At 65.6% G+C, this 17,796-nt stretch carries 14 protein-coding genes; 4 read left to right on the forward strand and 10 right to left on the reverse strand.

What is annotated here, in order from left to right; translation table 11 throughout:
- Nucleotides 1–150 precede the first annotated feature (150 nt).
- The 3 genes from IVA92_RS33005 (at nucleotide 151) to IVA92_RS33015 (ending at nucleotide 4,224) form a co-directional block, all read left to right on the forward strand.
- Nucleotides 151–927 (forward strand): phosphatase PAP2 family protein, encoded by a 777-nt coding sequence (locus tag IVA92_RS33005; RefSeq protein ID WP_247276129.1) that lies wholly within the window; start codon nucleotides 151–153, stop codon nucleotides 925–927.
- A gap of 98 nt (nucleotides 928–1,025) precedes the next feature.
- Nucleotides 1,026–2,363 (forward strand): argininosuccinate synthase, encoded by a 1,338-nt coding sequence (gene argG / locus IVA92_RS33010; RefSeq protein ID WP_247276130.1) that lies wholly within the window; start codon nucleotides 1,026–1,028, stop codon nucleotides 2,361–2,363.
- A gap of 103 nt (nucleotides 2,364–2,466) precedes the next feature.
- Nucleotides 2,467–4,224: an alkaline phosphatase gene (locus IVA92_RS33015; RefSeq protein ID WP_247276131.1), complete on the forward strand. Its 1,758-nt coding sequence runs from the start codon at nucleotides 2,467–2,469 to the stop codon at nucleotides 4,222–4,224.
- A 66-nt stretch (nucleotides 4,225–4,290) separates the two neighbouring features.
- Here IVA92_RS33015 and IVA92_RS33020 read toward each other — a convergent pair whose 3' ends face one another.
- The 10 genes from IVA92_RS33020 to sdhC all read right to left on the reverse strand — a co-directional run bounded on the left by IVA92_RS33020 (nucleotide 4,291) and on the right by sdhC (nucleotide 16,239).
- Nucleotides 4,291–6,495 (reverse strand): OmpA family protein, encoded by a 2,205-nt coding sequence (locus IVA92_RS33020; RefSeq protein WP_247276132.1) that lies wholly within the window; start codon nucleotides 6,493–6,495, stop codon nucleotides 4,291–4,293.
- Between the two features lie 186 nt (nucleotides 6,496–6,681).
- Nucleotides 6,682–6,924 (reverse strand): hypothetical protein, encoded by a 243-nt coding sequence (locus tag IVA92_RS33025; protein ID WP_247276133.1) that lies wholly within the window; start codon nucleotides 6,922–6,924, stop codon nucleotides 6,682–6,684.
- 84 nt (nucleotides 6,925–7,008) lie between these two features.
- Nucleotides 7,009–7,395 (reverse strand): VOC family protein, encoded by a 387-nt coding sequence (locus IVA92_RS33030; protein ID WP_247276134.1) that lies wholly within the window; start codon nucleotides 7,393–7,395, stop codon nucleotides 7,009–7,011.
- Nucleotides 7,396–7,419: 24 nt separating this feature from the next.
- Entirely contained in the window at nucleotides 7,420–8,244 is an 825-nt protein-coding gene (locus IVA92_RS33035; protein ID WP_247276135.1) for an FkbM family methyltransferase, read from the reverse strand.
- Between the two features lie 99 nt (nucleotides 8,245–8,343).
- Nucleotides 8,344–10,302, reverse strand: a complete 1,959-nt coding sequence (locus tag IVA92_RS33040; protein ID WP_247276136.1) for an ABC transporter ATP-binding protein/permease — start codon at nucleotides 10,300–10,302, stop codon at nucleotides 8,344–8,346.
- 53 nt (nucleotides 10,303–10,355) lie between these two features.
- Nucleotides 10,356–12,488: a hybrid sensor histidine kinase/response regulator gene (locus IVA92_RS33045; RefSeq protein ID WP_247276137.1), complete on the reverse strand. Its 2,133-nt coding sequence runs from the start codon at nucleotides 12,486–12,488 to the stop codon at nucleotides 10,356–10,358.
- 186 nt (nucleotides 12,489–12,674) lie between these two features.
- Nucleotides 12,675–13,457 (reverse strand): succinate dehydrogenase iron-sulfur subunit, encoded by a 783-nt coding sequence (locus IVA92_RS33050; RefSeq protein WP_247276138.1) that lies wholly within the window; start codon nucleotides 13,455–13,457, stop codon nucleotides 12,675–12,677.
- A gap of 131 nt (nucleotides 13,458–13,588) precedes the next feature.
- On the reverse strand, nucleotides 13,589–15,424 hold the full coding sequence (sdhA, locus tag IVA92_RS33055) for a succinate dehydrogenase flavoprotein subunit (protein WP_247276139.1): 1,836 nt from the start codon (nucleotides 15,422–15,424) through the stop codon (nucleotides 13,589–13,591).
- A 3-nt stretch (nucleotides 15,425–15,427) separates the two neighbouring features.
- Nucleotides 15,428–15,844 (reverse strand): succinate dehydrogenase, hydrophobic membrane anchor protein, encoded by a 417-nt coding sequence (sdhD, locus tag IVA92_RS33060; protein ID WP_247276140.1) that lies wholly within the window; start codon nucleotides 15,842–15,844, stop codon nucleotides 15,428–15,430.
- The gene (gene sdhC / locus IVA92_RS33065) at nucleotides 15,841–16,239 is read right to left on the reverse strand and encodes a succinate dehydrogenase, cytochrome b556 subunit (RefSeq protein ID WP_247276141.1); all 399 of its coding nucleotides are present in this window, start codon (nucleotides 16,237–16,239) and stop codon (nucleotides 15,841–15,843) included. The genes sdhD and sdhC overlap by 4 nt, the downstream gene beginning before the upstream one ends.
- Nucleotides 16,240–16,748: 509 nt before the next feature.
- Between sdhC and IVA92_RS33070 the strand changes: the two genes are divergently transcribed.
- Entirely contained in the window at nucleotides 16,749–17,609 is an 861-nt protein-coding gene (locus IVA92_RS33070; RefSeq protein WP_247276142.1) for a sulfite exporter TauE/SafE family protein, read from the forward strand.
- Nucleotides 17,610–17,796: the final 187 nt, after the last annotated feature.

Here is a 17,796-nt window from a genome sequence, read left to right on the forward strand (position 1 = left end):
CCAGGGTCCACAGCCCCAACAACAGCAGGCCTGAACGAAACGAGAATTGTGTTACCCATGTCGTCGGTTTGAACTGTTACCCATGTCGCCGGTTGCTCAGGACCGCCGTTGGGGTTTTCATCTCCGCCCTGCTCCGCTAAACCGCGCGCCATGAACCGGACCGGACTCTTCATCGCCCTTTCGCTGTGGCTCGTGATCGGCCTTGTCTTCGGCCTCTATCCCGAGCTCGACCTCAAGCTCGCGTCGCTCTTCTTCGACGGCGAAACGAAAACCTTTCCGCTCAAGCTGAATGGCTGGGCCGGCGTCGCGCGTGATGCTGCGATGTGGGTCGCCTGGGCCTTCGTGCTGCCGTCGCTCGTGGCGCTCGTGGTCAAGATGATCAGGCCCGATCGTCCCTTGATGGTATCTGGGCGCGCGATCGTGTTCCTGCTGGTCACGATCATCCTGTCGGCCGGCATTCTGACCAACCTCACCTTCAAGACCTATTGGGGCCGCCCGCGTCCGGTGGTGGTGACCGAGTTCGCCGGCGATCAGCAATTCGTACCGTGGTGGGATCCGCGCGGCGGTTGCGCGCGCAACTGCTCGTTCTTCTCCGGCGAAGGCGCGACGGCATTCTGGACGCTGGCGCCGGCCGCGCTGGCGCCGCCGGCGTGGCGTCCGCTGGCCTATGCTGGAGCCGTGATCTTTGGCGCTGTCACGAGCGGGCTGCGCATGGCCTTCGGCGGGCACTTCTTCACCGATGTCTCGATTGCGGGCCTCGTGACCTTTGTGGTGATCTGGTTCGCCTACGCGCTGATCTACCGCTGGCCGCGGACACGGTTTTCAGATGAGGCGGTCGACGCCGCCCTGACGCGGCTGAACATGCCCGCCTACCGGATCCGCCAGCGCCTGTTCGGGCGCAAGACCGGTCCCGAGCCCTCGGTTTGAGCTATTATATTAAATGCGTGCCCACCCCTGCGAAATTTGATATTCGCGCGGGTCAAACCCGCCCCGACATCAGCCCTTGAGACCCGATTGGAAGCACCATGACCACGATCCTGAAAAGCCTGCCCAAGGGTGAGAAAGTCGGCATTGCTTTTTCGGGCGGCCTCGACACCTCTGCGGCGCTGCTCTGGATGAAGCAGAAGGGCGCACGCTGCTACGCCTACACCGCCAATCTCGGCCAGCCTGATGAAGCCGACTACAACGAGATTCCGCGCAAGGCGATGGAGTTCGGCGCCGAGAAGGCCCGGCTGGTCGATTGCCGCACGCAACTCGTCCACGAAGGCATCGCCGCGATCCAGTCGGGCGCCTTCCATATCTCAACCGGCGGCATCACCTATTTCAACACCACGCCTCTGGGGCGCGCCGTCACCGGCACGATGCTGGTCGCGGCGATGAAGGAGGACGGCGTCAACATCTGGGGCGACGGCTCGACCTTCAAGGGCAACGACATCGAGCGCTTCTACCGCTACGGCCTGCTGACCAATCCGAGCCTGAAGATCTACAAGCCCTGGCTCGACCAGCAGTTCATCGACGAGCTCGGCGGCCGCGCCGAAATGTCGGCGTTCATGACGGCCCAGGGCTTCGCCTACAAGATGAGCGCCGAGAAGGCGTATTCGACCGACAGCAATCTGCTCGGCGCCACGCACGAGGCCAAGGATCTCGAGAGCCTCGACAGCGGCATCAAGATCGTCAACCCGATCATGGGCGTGCCGTTCTGGCGCGACGACTGCGCCGTCAAGGCCGAGAAGGTCGTGGTGCGTTTCGAGGAAGGCCAGCCGGTTGCGCTCAACGGCCAGACCTTCTCTGATGCCGTCGCGCTGTTCCTCGAGGCCAACGCCATCGGCGGCCGCCACGGCCTCGGCATGAGCGACCAGATCGAGAACCGCATCATCGAAGCCAAGAGCCGCGGCATCTATGAGGCGCCCGGCATGGCGCTCTTGCACATCGCCTATGAGCGCCTCGTCACCGGCATCCACAACGAGGACACCATCGAGCAGTACCGCATCAGCGGCATGCGCCTCGGCCGGCTGCTCTATCAGGGCCGCTGGTTCGACTCGCAGGCCCTGATGCTGCGCGAGACCGCGCAGCGCTGGGTCGCGCGCGCCGTCAGCGGCGAAGTCGCGCTGGAGCTGCGCCGCGGCAACGACTACTCGATCCTCAACACCGAGAGCCCCAATCTCACCTACGCGCCCGAGCGGCTCAGCATGGAGAAAGTCGAGGACGCAGCCTTCACGCCGGCCGACCGAATCGGCCAGCTCACCATGCGCAACCTCGACATCGCCGACACGCGCACCAAGCTAAAACTCTACAGCGACACCGGGCTGCTGTCGGGTAGCGAAGGCTCGCAGATCTTCCGGCTGGAGAGCGACAAGGATTGAGCCCTTTGTCGCCCCAATCGGGCGATGCACGACATAATGACGGTGTCATTGACGGCCGCTAGGCTCCTTGCTTCCCCGGAATGGGCAGCGCGGAGCATCGAACATGGTCAAGCAGTCGGCCGTCGCCTCTCTCATCGTCCTTCTTTGGACAACGCCAGTGTCGGCGCAGACGATCTATCCGATTGATCGTGCCGAGATCCTGGCCGGAGCTCAATTCGATTTTAAGGTCGAACTCCCCGGGCCGGTTGACCCGGCCAAGTTGAAGGTGACGGTGAACGGCGCAGATTACGCAATCGCGTTCGGCCGCTCCGGGACTTTCGTCGATCGCGAGGACGGCAAGGAACAGTCGGCCCTCGTCCTGCGCGACGTTACACTGACCACGCCCGGCAGCATTGCTGTGGACGTGAGCGACGGCACGCGCCAGCGCAGCGTCACATGGACGGTCTACGACACGGGTCCGCGCAAGGCGAAGAACGTCATCCTGTTCATCGGTGATGGTATGTCGCCGGCCCATCGGGTCGCAGCCCGCATCCTGTCCAAGGGCATTTCGGAGGGCAAAAGCCCCGGCAAGCTCGCCATCGACGACATGCCTCACATGGCACTGGTGGCGACTGCGGGCTCGGACTCGATCATCACGGACTCCGCGAATTCGGCCAGCGCTTATGCGACCGGGCACAAGAGCGCCGTCAACGCTTTGGGCGTCTATGCGGATCGCACCGCAAGCCCGTTTGACGATCCCCGGGTCGAAACGATCACGAGCCTCGCCAGGAGGCGGCTCGACATGGCGATCGGTATCGTCACCAATACCGAGATCGAGGACGCGACGCCGGCGGCGATGCTTGCGCACACCCGCCGGCGCGCCGCCTATGACGAGATCGTCGAGCAATTCTTCGCGGCGAAGCCGGATGTGCTGATGGGCGGCGGCAGCGCAAATTTTCTGCCGAAATCCGCCGCCGGCTCGAAACGCAAGGACGAGACCGATTACATCGCGAAGTTTCGCGATGCAGGCTATCAGGTGGCGACGACCGCGCGTGAGCTCGGCGCTTTCGCGGCCAAGCCGGAGACGGGCAAGCTGCTCGGCCTCTTCGCCACGGGAAACATGGACGGCGCACTGGACCGCAAATTCCTGAAGGGCGGCGGCGTCAGGAAATTCCCCGAGCAGCCCGACCTGACCGAGCAGGTGCAGGCGGCGCTGAAACTCTTGTCGCGGAATGAGGCCGGTTTCTTCCTGATGGTCGAGTCCGGGATGATCGACAAATACGCGCATTTGCTCGACATGGAGCGAGCCGTCTACGACACGATCATGCTCGACAATGCTGTGCGCCAGACACGTGAATGGGCGCATGCGCGTGGCGACGACACCCTCATTCTGGTGGTGGCGGACCACAATCATCCCAACAGCCTCGTCGGTACGGTGAATGATGACATGGGCACTGCGGCCAACGTGCCGCTGCGCGAGCGCGTCGGCGTCTACGAGCAGGCCGGATTTCCCAATTATCCGGCTGCGGATGCGGAGGGCTATCCGGCACGCGTGGACGTGAGCCGGCGGCTCGCCATCTTCTCGGCCAGTCTGCCGGACCATTACGAGACGTTCCGCCCGAAGCTCGACAATCCCAACGAGCCGACCGTGAAGGGTGGCGAGGACGGGACCTTCAAGGCCAACGACAAATACAAGGATGTTCCAGGCGTCGTGCTGCGCCCGGGCAATCTGCCGGCGATGATCGGCGCCAGTGTGCATTCGGGTGAGGACGTCATCCTCACGGCGGCAGGGCCAGGCAACGATGGTGTGCGCGGTTCGATGGACAATACCGAGGTCTTTCGCCTCATGGTCGACGCGCTTGGGCTGGCCGCTCGGCCGTAGCGGCGATGCTGTCCAAACAAAAATGGCCGGGATCGCTCCCGGCCATTTGCGTTCGTATGCTTCGTCTCAGCGCGGCGGCGCGGTGCCGGGCGGGGGCGGCGGCAGCGAGGCCTGGCCGCCATTGAGCAGCGGTGTGATGCGGCGGATGGTGACGCGCCGGTTGATCAGGCTCGGCCCTTGCGTCTGCTCCTTCAGATACTGCTCGCCGTAGCCTTGCGACGTCAGGTTCTCCGCGGGCACACCGAATTGCTGCGTCAGCAATTCGGCCGCCGACTGCGCGCGGCGGTCCGACAGCGATAGATTGTCGACCTCGTTGCCGACCGCGTCAGTATGTCCCTCGATCAGGAACACCTCGCGCGGGTTGCGCTGAATCGCCTGGTTGAGGCCGTCGGCGATCACCTGCAGCCGTGCCGCCTGGTCCGGCGGGATGGTCCACGATCCGGTCTCGAAGTTGATCGTGTTGACGTCGATGCTCGGCATCTGCATGCGAACATTGGGGCTGTAGCGGATCTCGTCGAGCGAGTAACGCCGATCGATCCGCTGCACCGGCGGTGCCTGCATGGTCGCGTAGATCACGTCCGGCGACGCCTCCTGGGCATCGACGATGTAGCGATCATAGGGAATGTTGACCACCGGCGGCGGCACGTCGACATAGAACCCGCCGATCGCGCGCGGATCCCGGTAGCTGTTGTCGATGATGACGATCTCGCGCCCGCCGGGATCCCTGCGGATTCGGCGCAGCAGCGAACCGTCCGCACCGACCACGGTGATCACCTCGCTGCCGTCAGGGCGGACCACGACGGTGCGGGTTTCGCCGCCGACTGTGTCGGTGCGGATGTCGCGGGCGCCGTAGCGGAAGCGATAGAGATCGTTGCCGCGGACATAGGCCTGCCCGCCCGGATCGCGGATGATGATGCGATCCGGCTCGGTATAGACGGTACGGCCGCCTTCGACGACCTCACGCCGCTGGTTGTGGAGGTCGGCGATGGTGGCGCCGATCGCGACGCCGGCCACCACGCCTGCGCCGATCGCGAGCGGCGTCAGGTCACGCTGCGGCGGACGCGGCGGAGGCGGCAATGGTGCTGCTACGGTGGGCGCGGCCCGGAAGGCCGGCGCAACCGTGGGCGGAGCGTATTGCGCCCGGTTCGGCGGTGGTGCTGCGGCTGCCGTGCCAGGGACGACACTTGGTGCCGCGGCACCGGCGGGAGGCGCCGGCGGCCGGGCCGGGGCGCCGGCTTGCGGCGACGCGGGCGGAGCTCCGGCAGCGGGCGCACCCGCAGGCGGCGTACCGCCCTGAGGGCCAGGCGTTGGTGTCGCGCCCGGGGCTGGTGTTGCGCCGGGAGCAGGCGTCGATGCTGCACCGGGACGTCCGGGCAGCGGCGTCGGGGTGCCGGCGCCTGGTGACGGTGTCGCCGTTGGAGCGGGCGTTGCGCCGGGAGCTGGCGATCCTGCAGCCGGTGGCGCGCCCGGGCGTCCCGGCGGCGGCGCACCCGGGCGTCCAGCCGGCGGCGCGCCGGGCGTGCTCCCGGGAGCCGGCGTCGCGGTCGGCGCAGGCGTCGGGGCTGGTGACGCAGTCGGTGCAGGCGCGGCGGTCGGGGCAGGCGCGCCAGGTCGTGCCGGCGGCGCTGCGGGCGAAGGCGAAGGCGTCGCCGTCGGGCGGCCTTGAGGCGCTGCTGCGGGCGGGGCCGGTGGCGTCGGCGCCGGGCGTGCGCCGGACGGTGCCGGAGGCGGCGTATGCGGCTGCGCGGCAGGAGGCGGCGTTGGTGTCGGGCGAGCTGCAGGCGGCGGTGGCGTCGGCGCATGCTGCTGCGGAGCTGCGGCGGGAGGCGGCGTGGGAGCCGGACGTGCTGCAGGCGGTGCCGGAGGGGGCGGTGTCGGCGCATGCTGCTGTGGCGCCGCAGCCGGCGGCGGCGAAGGCTGCTTCGGTGCGGCAGGCGGCGGAGGTGGCGGCGGCGGAGCCGGACGGGCCGCAGGTGGAGGCGGAGGCGGCGCTGTCGGGCGCGGCGGTGCGGCGGCGGGCGGCGGCGCGGCGGGTGGATGGGGCGGTGCAGCCGCGGGCGGCGGTGCGGCCGGGCGCGCGGGCGCTGCAGGCGGCGCGGCCGCTGGCGGTCCCTTCGGAGGCTGCTTCGGTTTTCCGTCAGGGCCAGTCTCTTGTGGCTGGGCCTGCGCGACGACGAGCGGCGGCGCACTTTGCGCATGCGATGCGGAGCTTGCGAATTGCATCGCGGTCAGAGCCGTCGTTGCAAGCAGCACGAGACGAAGGTTGGTCATGGTGGTGAACTTCCCCGGAAGGTTCTTTGACGAAGTGTTGGGATGAACAGCTACGCGTTAGGCCGGAATGTGGCGGGCCAAGCGGTCGGGGCCCGATTTATTTCTGCACGCAAATAACTTCATTATGACGACGTTCATTGCGCATTCAGACGCAGGTTGCAATCGCCCCGCATGTGATCGCTCGCCTCATGTGGGATCTCCCGGCGAACGCGCGTCCGTTGCGGGATTGGGCGTGAGCGGTCCGTTCGGCCCGCGTCGTGGAATCTCTTCGGGAACATGGCCGGGCAATTCATCCGGCCGCGGTGTTTCGCCGGGCTCGCGCATCGGCGGCGTGATGTCGGGCTGCGGATTGCCCGGCGGAATTCCAGGAGGCGGCTCGGTTGGAGTGCCCGGTGTTGTCGGTGGAATCTCTGGCGGCTCGATTGGCATCGGCACCTTCGTGATCAATGGCCCAGAGAACGATAACGATGATGCCGTGCCGATGTTCCCTGTTCGCGGGGTATGGAGCGCGGCTTATTCCGGTGCGTGGCAGACGGCCTCGATGTTGTGCCCGTCGGGATCGAGCACGAAGGCGCCGTAATAGTTCGCATGATAATGCGGGCGGATGCCGGGCGGCCCGTTGTCGCGTCCGCCCGCCGCTATCGCCGCCTTGTAGAACGCGTCCACCGTGGCGCGGTCCTTGGCTGCGATCGCGATGTGCACCGGCTTGTTCATCGCGCCTTCGCCGCCGAACCAGAAATCCGGCTTGCCGTCGGCGCCGAACCCTGCGGCTGCGGCGTGCCCGGTTTGCTCTGCCGTCACTTCCATGATCAGGCTGTAACCGAGCGGCGCCAGCGCCTTGGCGTAGAACGCCTTGGCGCGCTCATAGTCGGAGACCGAGAATCCCATGTGATCCAGCATCGCAACCTCCGTTGTTCGTCCCTGTCAGCGCGACAGGAACGTATTGCTGCGCGTCTTGCGCGCGATGGCAAAGCCGCGCGCCACCATGTCGGCAATACAATCCTGCTGCCATTCGTTTTGTGACAGGTGTTCGATCACCACGGCGCGGGGCCACAGCGATGGCGGCGCGTCGCGGAAGAAGCGGATCAGCACGCGGTCCTCGAAGCCTTCGACATCGATCTTGAGCGAATCGATCTGCGTGACGCCGGCCTCGTCGAGGATACGGGTCAGGCGCAGCGAGGGGACCTTGATCGCATCAGCGCTCGCCGTGCCGGTGACGACGTGCGTGGCACCGAGATTACCGCCGCCGCTCTCGATCATCAGCTCGCCGTCGCTGTCACCGGCAGCGGCCTGCACCAGGCGCACCTGCATCGCGTTCGATGCGGCGTGATTGAACGCGAGCCGCGCAAACGTCGTCGGATGCGGCTCGATCGCCACGACCTTGCCTGTGGTGCCGACCTGCCGCGCCATCACCAGCGCAAACGTGCCGACATTGGCGCCGACGTCGACGAATGTGCCGCCCGCCGGGGTGTGCTCACGCAGGAAATCGAGCTCGTCGAGATTGTAGTCGGGATTGAACAGCGCACCGCGCTCGGTCGCGCTGCCCTGGTGATAGAAGCGGAACGAAGCGCCCTGATATTGCACGTCGACCGGGCCGCCGCGCAGCAGATTGACCAGCCGCGACATCCAGGGCCGGAATGCGCCGCGCTTCAGCCCGGACTGTTGGGCCAGGCGAATGAGAGCGGCCTGCGCCGCGTTCGGCGCAAACGCGCCGAACGGCGCGGACGAAGGGGCGTTGTCGGTCGTCAAGCAGGCGGTCCTTATTGCAAGCGGCGCATGCATAGCCGGTTTTGCGAGGGACTCCAACGCTCGATGCGGGTCATAACGGCCGGGACGGCGCAAAGAGAGTCACGCCGCCTTCTTCGGCGGGGCCATGCGCTGGCGCAGGAAGCGGCCGAGCAGCCTGCGCTTGCCCTTGCGCGGGATTAGTTCGACGTCGCTGACGAGCTTGGCGCCGCCCTTGCGGCGCTCCAGCACAATCTTGCGGCTGTGGAAAGCCTCCAGCTCGGCGCGATGTGCGACGCTGACGATGGTCGCCTTCGGCAGCTCGTCGGTGACCATCTTCATCATCTTGTCCTGGCTCTTCTCGTCGAGCGCGGATGTGGCCTCATCGAGCACGATGATGTCGGGACTGTGCAGCAGCAGCCGCGCAAATGCGAGGCGCTGCTTCTCGCCGCCTGATAGCGTCTGGTCCCATGGCGCCTCCTCCTCGATCTTGTCCTTGAGGTGATCGAGGCCGACCTTGCGCAGGGCCTTGCCGATCTCCTCGATCGTCCAATCGTCAGCGGCGCCGGGATAGGCCACCGCGCGGCGCAACGATCCCGAGGGTACGTAGGGCCGCTGCGGCAGCATGAACAGCCGCCGGTCGGGATGGAAATTGACGCTGCCGCCGCCCCACGGCCATAACCCCGCAATGGCGCGCACCAGCGTGCTCTTGCCGGTGCCGGATTCGCCGGCGACCAGAAGCCGCTCGCCCGGCTCGATCACCACCTCTGTCTCGCCGACCACGGCGGTGCCGTCGTCCAGCGTGACAGAAAGGTCTTTCAACTCCAGCATGGCGTCATTGCTGGTCTCGCCGCGCTTGATGCGGCCAAGCCCATCGCCTTGCTCGGCACGTTCGAGACCATCGAGCGACATCATCAGTGAGGCGATGCGCCGCGCGCAGGCGTTCCAGTCGGCGAGTCGCGGATAATTGTCGACCAGCCAGCCGAACGCGCTCTGCACGATGGTGAAGGCGGAGGCCGCCTGCATGACCTGTCCCAGCGTCATGCTGCCGTCGAGGAATTTTGGCGCACAGAGCAGGAGGGGGACCACGGGCGCGACGAGGCTGGAGCCCTGCGAGACAAGCGTCGTCCGCATGTGCTGTCCGGCCAGGCGCGCCCATTGCCGAAGTACGCTGGTGAAATTGCGGTCGATGCCGTCGCGCTCCTCCTGTTCGCCGCCGAGCAGCGCGATGCTCTCGCCATGTTCGCGCACGCGCGTCAGCGTGTAGCGGAAATCGGCTTCGGCCTGGTTCTTGTCCTCGGAGACCTGCACGAAGCGGCGGCCGATCACCAGGATCGAGCTGGAGGCGATCGCGGCGTAGAGGATCGCGGCGATCACCAGGAAGCCGGGAATGGTGAGGCTTAAGCCGCCGAGCCTGACGGTGAGTGCGCCGCCGATGGTCCAGAGCACGATGATGAAGGTCACGGCCGACAGCAGCGCGGACGTGACGCCGGCGAGGAAATCGACCGGCGAGTCGGTCGCAATGCGCAGATCCTCGGCGATGCGGTATTCGGGATTCTTGTGGTCGCCGCCGACGAGGTTAAGCTGATAATAGCGGCCGTTGGCGAGCCAGCGCGTCAGCACGCTGCTCGTGAGCCAGGCTCGCCAGCGCCGCTGGATGCTCATCCGCGCGAACACCTGGGCGACGCCGAGCACGATGCTGCCGATTGCGAGCGGGAAGAACAGCGCCGTGAGATGGAAGACGCTCGTCGCATCGCGCTTCTCGATGGCGTCGAAGATCGCGCGATTCCAGACGTTGATGCCGTATTGGAAGCCGACGGTCAGGACGATCAGCATGCCGAGGCCGATCGAGAACGGCCAGGCCATGGGATCGCCGTTACGGCCCCAGAAGCCGCGCGCGCTGATCCAGAAGCGCGTCAGCAGATAGTCCTTGCGGGCCTGCTCGGCTTCTTCGGGCGACAGTTCGGGGTCCGGTTCGAGCAGTTCGGGCGGCGGCGGCGCCACGTCATCGCCGTTCTCGCCTTTGATCTCGACAATGGACGGATTCTTGCCCTGTTCGCGTTTCGTGGCCGGCTTGTGCATGGGCGGACAACGCAAAGGAAATCAAACGGTTCCCTTGGGTTCCGAGCGCCGGTTCATTCGGCGGCGCCGTCCCGGACGCGCCGCAGCCGGGCGGTCCGGTGGAGCACGCGCGACAATTCTTCGATCGAATAGGGCTTCTGCACGAGATCGAACTCGGCGGCGCCATCCTGGGATAGAGCCTGGCTGTAGCCCGTGGTCAGCACGACCGGCACGCAGATGCCACGGTCGCGGACCGCCTGCGCCAGGTCGAGCCCGGTCATCCCAGGCATCACCACGTCCGAGAACACGACGTCGAAACGATCGGCGTCCACGACGAGCTCGGCAAGCGCATCGGTCGCATTGTCGACCAGCGTGATGCTGTAACCGAGCTCGGTCAGCCCGTCGGCGGCAAAATTGGCGAGCTCGATGTTGTCCTCGACCACCAGCACCGACATGCCGCTGCCGGCCACCGCCGGCGCCGTGCTCGGCGCCTGCCGCTGCGGCCGCAGCTCCAGCGGCACGCGCGGCAGATAGAGCGAGAAGGTGCTGCCTTGTCCCACCTCGCTCGTGACCGTCACCTCGCCGCCGGATTGCCGGGCGAAACCGAACACCTGGGACAGGCCGAGACCGGTGCCGTGGCCGACCTGCTTGGTGGTGAAGAACGGCTCGAAGATGCGCCCGAGCCGCGCCGCAGGAATGCCGATCCCGGTGTCGCGGACGGTGACGCTTATGTAGCCATGGGCGCCGGGGGCCAGCGTATCCGGAATGGTCGTCGCGGCCTCGACCTCGAAGGTGATCCTGCCCTTTCCCTGCATGGCATCGCGCGCATTGGTCGCCATGTTGATCAGCGCCGTCTCGAACTGGCCGGCATCGGCGTTGACGAGGCAGGGTTCGGCCGGCAGCCGCGTGACGATCTCGATGGCGGGCCCGAGCAGCGTTGCCAGCATGTCATGCAGCGACTGCATCCGCTGTCCGACATCAAACACTTCCGGCTTCAGGGTCTGGCGCCGCGCGAAGGCGAGGAGCTGCGAGGTCAGCTTGGCGGCGCGCGCAACTGCGTCCGCGATGGCCGTGATGTAGCGCTGCCGCCGCTCCTCGGTCAGTTGCGGGCGATTCAGCAGGTCGACCGAGGCGCGGATCACCGTCAGCAGATTGTTGAAGTCGTGCGCGACGCCGCCGGTGAGCTGCCCGAGCGCCTCCAGGCGCTGACTGTGCTTGAGCGCGTCCTCGGCTTCTCGCCGCGCTGCGGCCTCGGCCTGGAGATGCTGGGTGCGGCGGAACGCGAAGGCGAGCAGCAGGAAGAGCAGCGCCGTCGCGGGAATGCCGAACACCAGATGCTGGCCCATGGTGGCGAACCAGCGTGCCCGGATGGCCGAGCTTTCGAGCCCGGCGCTGACATAGATCGGATATTCGGCGATGCGCCGGTAGCCGATGCGGCGCTCAATCCCGTCCAACGGCCAGGCGATGGTCATGAGGCCGTGCTCGGGGCTTGTCGCGATCTTTTGGCCAACCGGGCCACCCGGATCGAGCCGCAGGTCGTGGTCGAGCCGCGGGAAATGCGCGAGCAGTGCGCCGTCCGTGCGTCCCATTGCGAAGAAGCTGCCGGGATCGGAGCCGATCCTGGCATAAAAGCTCTCGAAATATTCCGGCAGGACCGAGGCCTGGATCACGCCGATGAAGCGGCCGTCATCGGCATCGCGGCGCCGGCTCACGCCGAAGAAGCGGGCGCCCTGATAGGGCGGGCGTGGCGTCAGCGCCGTGCCGATGAAGGTGCCGATGCTCTGGTCGACGTGGGCATAGAAGTAGTCGCGGTCCGCAAAGCTCAGCTCCGGCGGCGGCGAGACGAGGCTGTTGACCAGCGCTTTTCCGTCCGCATCGAAGATCCAGGCCGATTTCAGCTGCGGCAGCGAATCGGTCAGCCGCTTCAGGCGACGGTGCAAAGCCGGTTCGCGCGCGCGGATGGTTTCGTCGGAAAGGCTGCGCACGACCTCGTTGAGCTCGGCAAGGCTGCGGTCGATGGTTTCAAATACCTTGAGCGCATGCTCATGCGCGACGTCGAGGGTGCGCTCGATCTCGCGGTCGGCGATGTCATTCGTCGATGTGTAGGAGATCGTGGCGGCGATGGCGAACAGCGCAATCGGCAGCGCCAGGGATGCCGCCATCATCCACTGCAACAGTTTCAGCGAATTGCGTTGCGCCCTCTGCACAGTCGCTCCGTCCCTGGCCGGAGCTTAACTGAATCACGCGCAGGGAAGGAAGCAGCTTCTGCTGGAACCTTTGGTTGTGGACCGAAAATTTGCGCGCGCAGCGGGCTGAAGAAAATTCTCCTCGAATTGCGTGCGATCGCAGCATACCCCGGCCAGCCCGGCCGGGGCGGGACCATCAATTTCGACTCAGATCTGGCGCTCGACCATCTTGAGCTTGAGCTCGGCGATGGCTTCCGCGGGGTTCAGGCCCTTCGGGCAGGCCTTGGCGCAGTTCATGATGGTGTGGCAGCGATAGAGGCGGAATGGATCCTCGAGATTGTCGAGCCGCTCGCCGGTCGCTTCATCGCGCGAATCGGACACCCAGCGGTTGGCCTGAAGCAGCGCGGCGGGGCCGAGATAGCGCTCGCTGTTCCACCAATAGCTCGGGCAGGAGGTCGAGCAGCAGGCACACAGGATGCACTCGTAGAGGCCGTCAAGCTTCTCGCGATCCTCGTGGCTCTGGCGCCATTCCTTCTGCGGCGTCGGCGAGGTCGTCTTCAGCCACGGCTCGACCGAGGCGTACTGCGCGTAGAAATTGGTGAGGTCGGGAACGAGGTCCTTGACGACCGGCTGATGCGGCAGCGGGTTGATCTTCACCGCGCCGTCCTTCACGTCGTGCATCGAGCGGGTGCAGGCCAGCGTGTTCTGGCCGTCGATGTTCATGGCGCAGGAGCCGCAGACGCCTTCGCGGCAGGAGCGGCGGAAGGTCAGCGACGGATCGATGTGGTTCTTGATCCAGATCAGGCCGTCCAGCACCATCGGACCGCAATCATTGGTGTCGACGTAATAGGTGTCGACGCTCGGATTCTTGCCGTCGTCCGGATTCCAGCGATAGACCCTGAACTCGCGGAGCTCGGTGGCCCCCGCGGGCTTCGGCCAGGTCTTGCCGCCAGTGATCTTGGAGTTCTTCGGAAGTGCGAATTCAACCATAAGTCCTGCCTCTGGTTTCTTCCGTCATGCGCGGGCTCGACCCGCGCATCCATCTTTAAAGGATGGATCGCCGGGTCATCAGGTTTGAAGACGACGCTTCGCGCCTTTTGCCCGGCAATGACAAGCAATGATCAATACACGCGCGCCTTCGGCGGGATGTACTGCACGTCGTTGGTCATGGTGTAGTTGTGAACGGGGCGGTACTCGATCTTGACCTTGCCGGATTCGTCCAGCCAGGCCAGCGTGTGCTTCATCCAGTTCTTGTCGTCGCGTTCGGAGAAATCCTCGCGCGCATGAGCGCCGCGGCTCTCGGTGCGGTTGGCGGCCGAGTTCATCGTCACCACCGCCTGCGAGATCAGATTGTCGAATTCGAGCGTCTCGACGAGGTCCGAATTCCACACCAGCGAGCGGTCGGACACCGCGATGTCGGTGATGCCGCTGTGGACCTTCTGGATCAGGTTCTGGCCTTCGCTCAACACCTCGCCGGTGCGGAACACCGCGCAATTGTTCTGCATCACGTGCTGCATGCCTTCACGCAGCTTCGCCGTCGGCGTACCGCCGGAGGCGTAGCGGTAATGATCGAGCCGGCCGAGCGCGAGGTCAGCCGAGTTCGCCGGCAGCTCGGGCTGCTTGGCGTTGGGCGTGAGCTTCTCGGCGAGGCGGAGCGCCGCGGCGCGGCCAAACACGACGAGATCGATCAGCGAGTTGGAGCCGAGGCGGTTGGCGCCGTGCACGGAGACGCAGGCGGCTTCACCGATCGCCATCAGGCCCGGGATGATGGCGTTGTCATCGCCATCCTTCTTGGTCAGCACCTCGCCGTGATAGTTCGTGGGGATGCCGCCCATGTTGTAGTGCACGGTCGGCACGATCGGGATCGGCTCGCGCGTCACGTCGACATTGGCGAAGATCTTCGCGGATTCGGAGATGCCCGGCAGCCGTTCGGCCAGCACCCCGGGATCGAGATGGTCGAGGTGCAGGAAGATGTGGTCCTTCTTCTTGCCGACGCCGCGCCCTTCGCGGATCTCGATGGTCATTGCGCGCGAGACGACGTCACGTGAGGCGAGATCCTTGGCCGACGGCGCATAGCGCTCCATGAAGCGCTCGCCCTCGAAGTTAACGAGATAGCCGCCTTCGCCGCGCGCGCCCTCAGTGACGAGACAGCCCGATCCGTAGATGCCGGTCGGGTGGAATTGGACGAACTCCATGTCCTGCATCGGCAGGCCGGCGCGCAGCACCATGCCGCCGCCATCGCCGGTGCAGGTATGCGCCGAGGTGCAGGAGGCATAGGCGCGGCCATAGCCGCCGGTGGCCAGGATCGTGGTCTGGGCGCGGAAGCGGTGCAGCGTGCCGTCGTCGAGCTTGAGCGCGATGACGCCGCGGCAGGTGCCCTGGTCGTCCATGATCAGGTCGATGGCGAAGAACTCGATGAAGAACTCGGCCGCGTGGCGCAGCGACTGGCCGTACATCGTGTGGAGCATGGCGTGGCCGGTGCGGTCGGCGGCGGCGCAGGTGCGCTGCGCCTGGGCCTTGCCGAACTCGGTCGTCATGCCGCCGAACGGGCGCTGGTAGATCTTGCCGTCCTCGGTGCGTGAGAACGGCACGCCCCAATGCTCGAGCTCGTAGACCGCTTCGGGCGCGTTGCGCACCATGTATTCGATCGCGTCCTGGTCACCGAGCCAATCCGACCCCTTGACGGTGTCGTACATGTGCCAGCGCCAGTCGTCCTTGTGCATGTTGCCGAGCGAGGCGGAGATGCCGCCCTGCGCAGCGACCGTGTGCGAGCGGGTGGGAAACACTTTTGTGATGCAGGCGGTGCGCAGGCCGGCTTCGCTGCAGCCGACCACGGCGCGCAGGCCCGCGCCGCCGGCGCCGACCACGACGACGTCATAGGTGTGGTCTTCGATCGGATAGGCTTTGCCGTTGGTGGCGGGAGCGCCCTTGCCCGAGCCATTCGTTGTGGTGGCCATGGGTTACACTCCGGATGACAGTTTCAGGATCGCGTAGGTCGAGGCGAGCGCCACGGCGACCGAGAAGAAGTTGTTGAGCATGATGGCGGTGAGCTTCAGCTTCTCGTTATGGACGTAGTCCTCGATCACCACCTGCATGCCGATCTTCATGTGCCAGGCGCTGGCGATGATGAAGAGGAGCAGGATCACCGCGACAGGAATGGAGCTGAGAATCTGCGCAGCGCCGACCTGGTTGCGGCCGAGCAGCATCATGATGATCACCAGCACCGGGATCATCAGCAGCGTCATCGCGACGCCGGTGATGCGCTGGCGCCAGAAATCGGACGTGCCCGAATGCGCGGCGCCGAGATTGCGGACGCGGCCAAGCGGGGTGCGCATCGAGGGACGCTGCGGCGAGCCGTGGGATTCGTCAAAACTCATCGGCCGCCTCCAATCGCATAGGCGATGATCCAGATCAGCACCGTGAGAGCGATGCCGCCGATCAGGGCGCCCCAGGTCAGCGCTTCCCGCTCATTGTGCTTGAAGCCGTAGCCGAGGTCCCACACGAAATGCCGGATGCCGCTGAGCATATGATGCATCAGCGCCCAGGTGTAGCCGAACACGATCAGCCGGCCGATGATGCTGCCGGCGAAGGCCTGGACATGGCCGTAGGCGGCCGGACCGGAGGCTGCGGCAACCAGCCACCAGACCAGCAGCAGGGTTCCGACATAGAGGGCGATACCGGTGCCGCGATGGACGATGGACAGCGCCATCGTCAGCGTCCAGCGGTAGACTTGCATGTGTGGCGAGAGCGGTCGTTCGATCCGTGCGGTCATGGGCTTTGATGTTTATTGCGGCCCAACAGAAGGGCGCGTGGGGATCGGAAAGGTCGGCTCTATTTACGGAGTCGATTTCGCCTGCGCAATCACCAAATGGCCATAAATCGAACGCGAGTTCAGCTCTAGAGCCTTGATGAAACAAGGCCAATCAGAGGCTTGGTATACCAGAGCGAAGGCCTACCAACGAAACATCGGATCTTCGTTCATCCTTTGCGGGCGTCGGCGCGGTCCATTGAAATCACTGTTGGAACGCCTCTAAGCGATGCTGGTTTGAATCGCGCTCGAGCCAGCCAGTTCATGACGCCGGAAGCACCTCGGGCGAACCACAAGGCATGTCCAATTCTGCCGTGCGCACCGACTTTCCGCGCGATGGCGGATATGCGCGTCCTGCATCCCACCCGAGGCGGCAGGCGCGGCGTGTCGACCGGACAAATCAGATCTTCTACAGCTGGGCCAGCAGCCGATCCGAGCGGAGGTTTCGGGGTCGATGCCGGAGCAGGTCAGGGGTGATTGCAGGTCTTGATATCAAGGAGATCATCGAGCTCGTGCTGTTGCTGATTGCAACCGGCGCACTCTCGGGATTCCTGGCCGGCGTGTTCGGCATCGGCGGCGGCGCGATCCTCGTGCCGGTGCTCTACGAATGCTTCCGCATCGTCGGCGTGCCGCTAGAGGTGCGGATGCCGCTCTGCATCGGCACCTCGCTAGCGATCATCATCCCGACCTCGCTTCGCTCGTTCCAGGCGCATTACCGGCGCGGCGCGGTCGACATGGCGATCCTGCGCCTCTGGTGGCTGCCAATCGTCATTGGCGTCGTCGCCGGCAGCGTGGTGGCGCGCTACGCGCCGGAGCGGCTGTTCAAGATCGTGTTCGTCTGCGTCGCCTACGCCGCTGCGGCGAGGCTCGTCTTCGCGCGCGAGAGCTGGAAGCTCGGCGGCGATCTGCCGAAGGGCGGGTTGATGCGGGTCTACGGCTTCTGCGTCGGCATCCTCTCGACGCTGATGGGCATCGGCGGCGGCCTGTTCTCCAACCTGCTGATGACGTTCTACGGCCGTCCGATCCATCAGGCGGTCGCGACCTCATCGGCGCTCGCCGTGCTGATCTCGATCCCCGGCGCGCTCGGCTACGTCTATGCTGGCTGGCCGGCCGCGGCGACCTATCCGGCCATCGTAGCGCTGCAAGTTCCGTTCGCGCTCGGCTACGTCTCGCTGATCGGCGCCGCGCTGGTGATGCCGATGAGCCTCGTCACCGCGCCGCTTGGTGTAAGAGCCGCCCATGCGATGTCGAAGCGAACGCTGGAAGTCGCGTTCGGCTGCTATCTGTTCATCGTGGGCAGCCGGTTTGTGCTGAGCCTGTTGGGCGGACAGTAGCTACACACTCCCGCATTGCGAGCGAAGCAATCCAGAATCTTTCAACAATCGCAGTCTGGATTGCTTCGTCGCAAGGGCTCCTCGCAATTGTCGATGTTCAATAATTCGCTGATTGGATCGCGGTGGTCTTGGTAGCGGCGAAGGCCTTGGGAGTTTGTCCTGCCAAGGCCTGATGGGGTCTGTGGTT

The sequence above is a fragment of the Bradyrhizobium sp. 154 genome, from assembly GCF_023073875.1.
Lineage (GTDB): Bacteria > Pseudomonadota > Alphaproteobacteria > Rhizobiales > Xanthobacteraceae > Bradyrhizobium.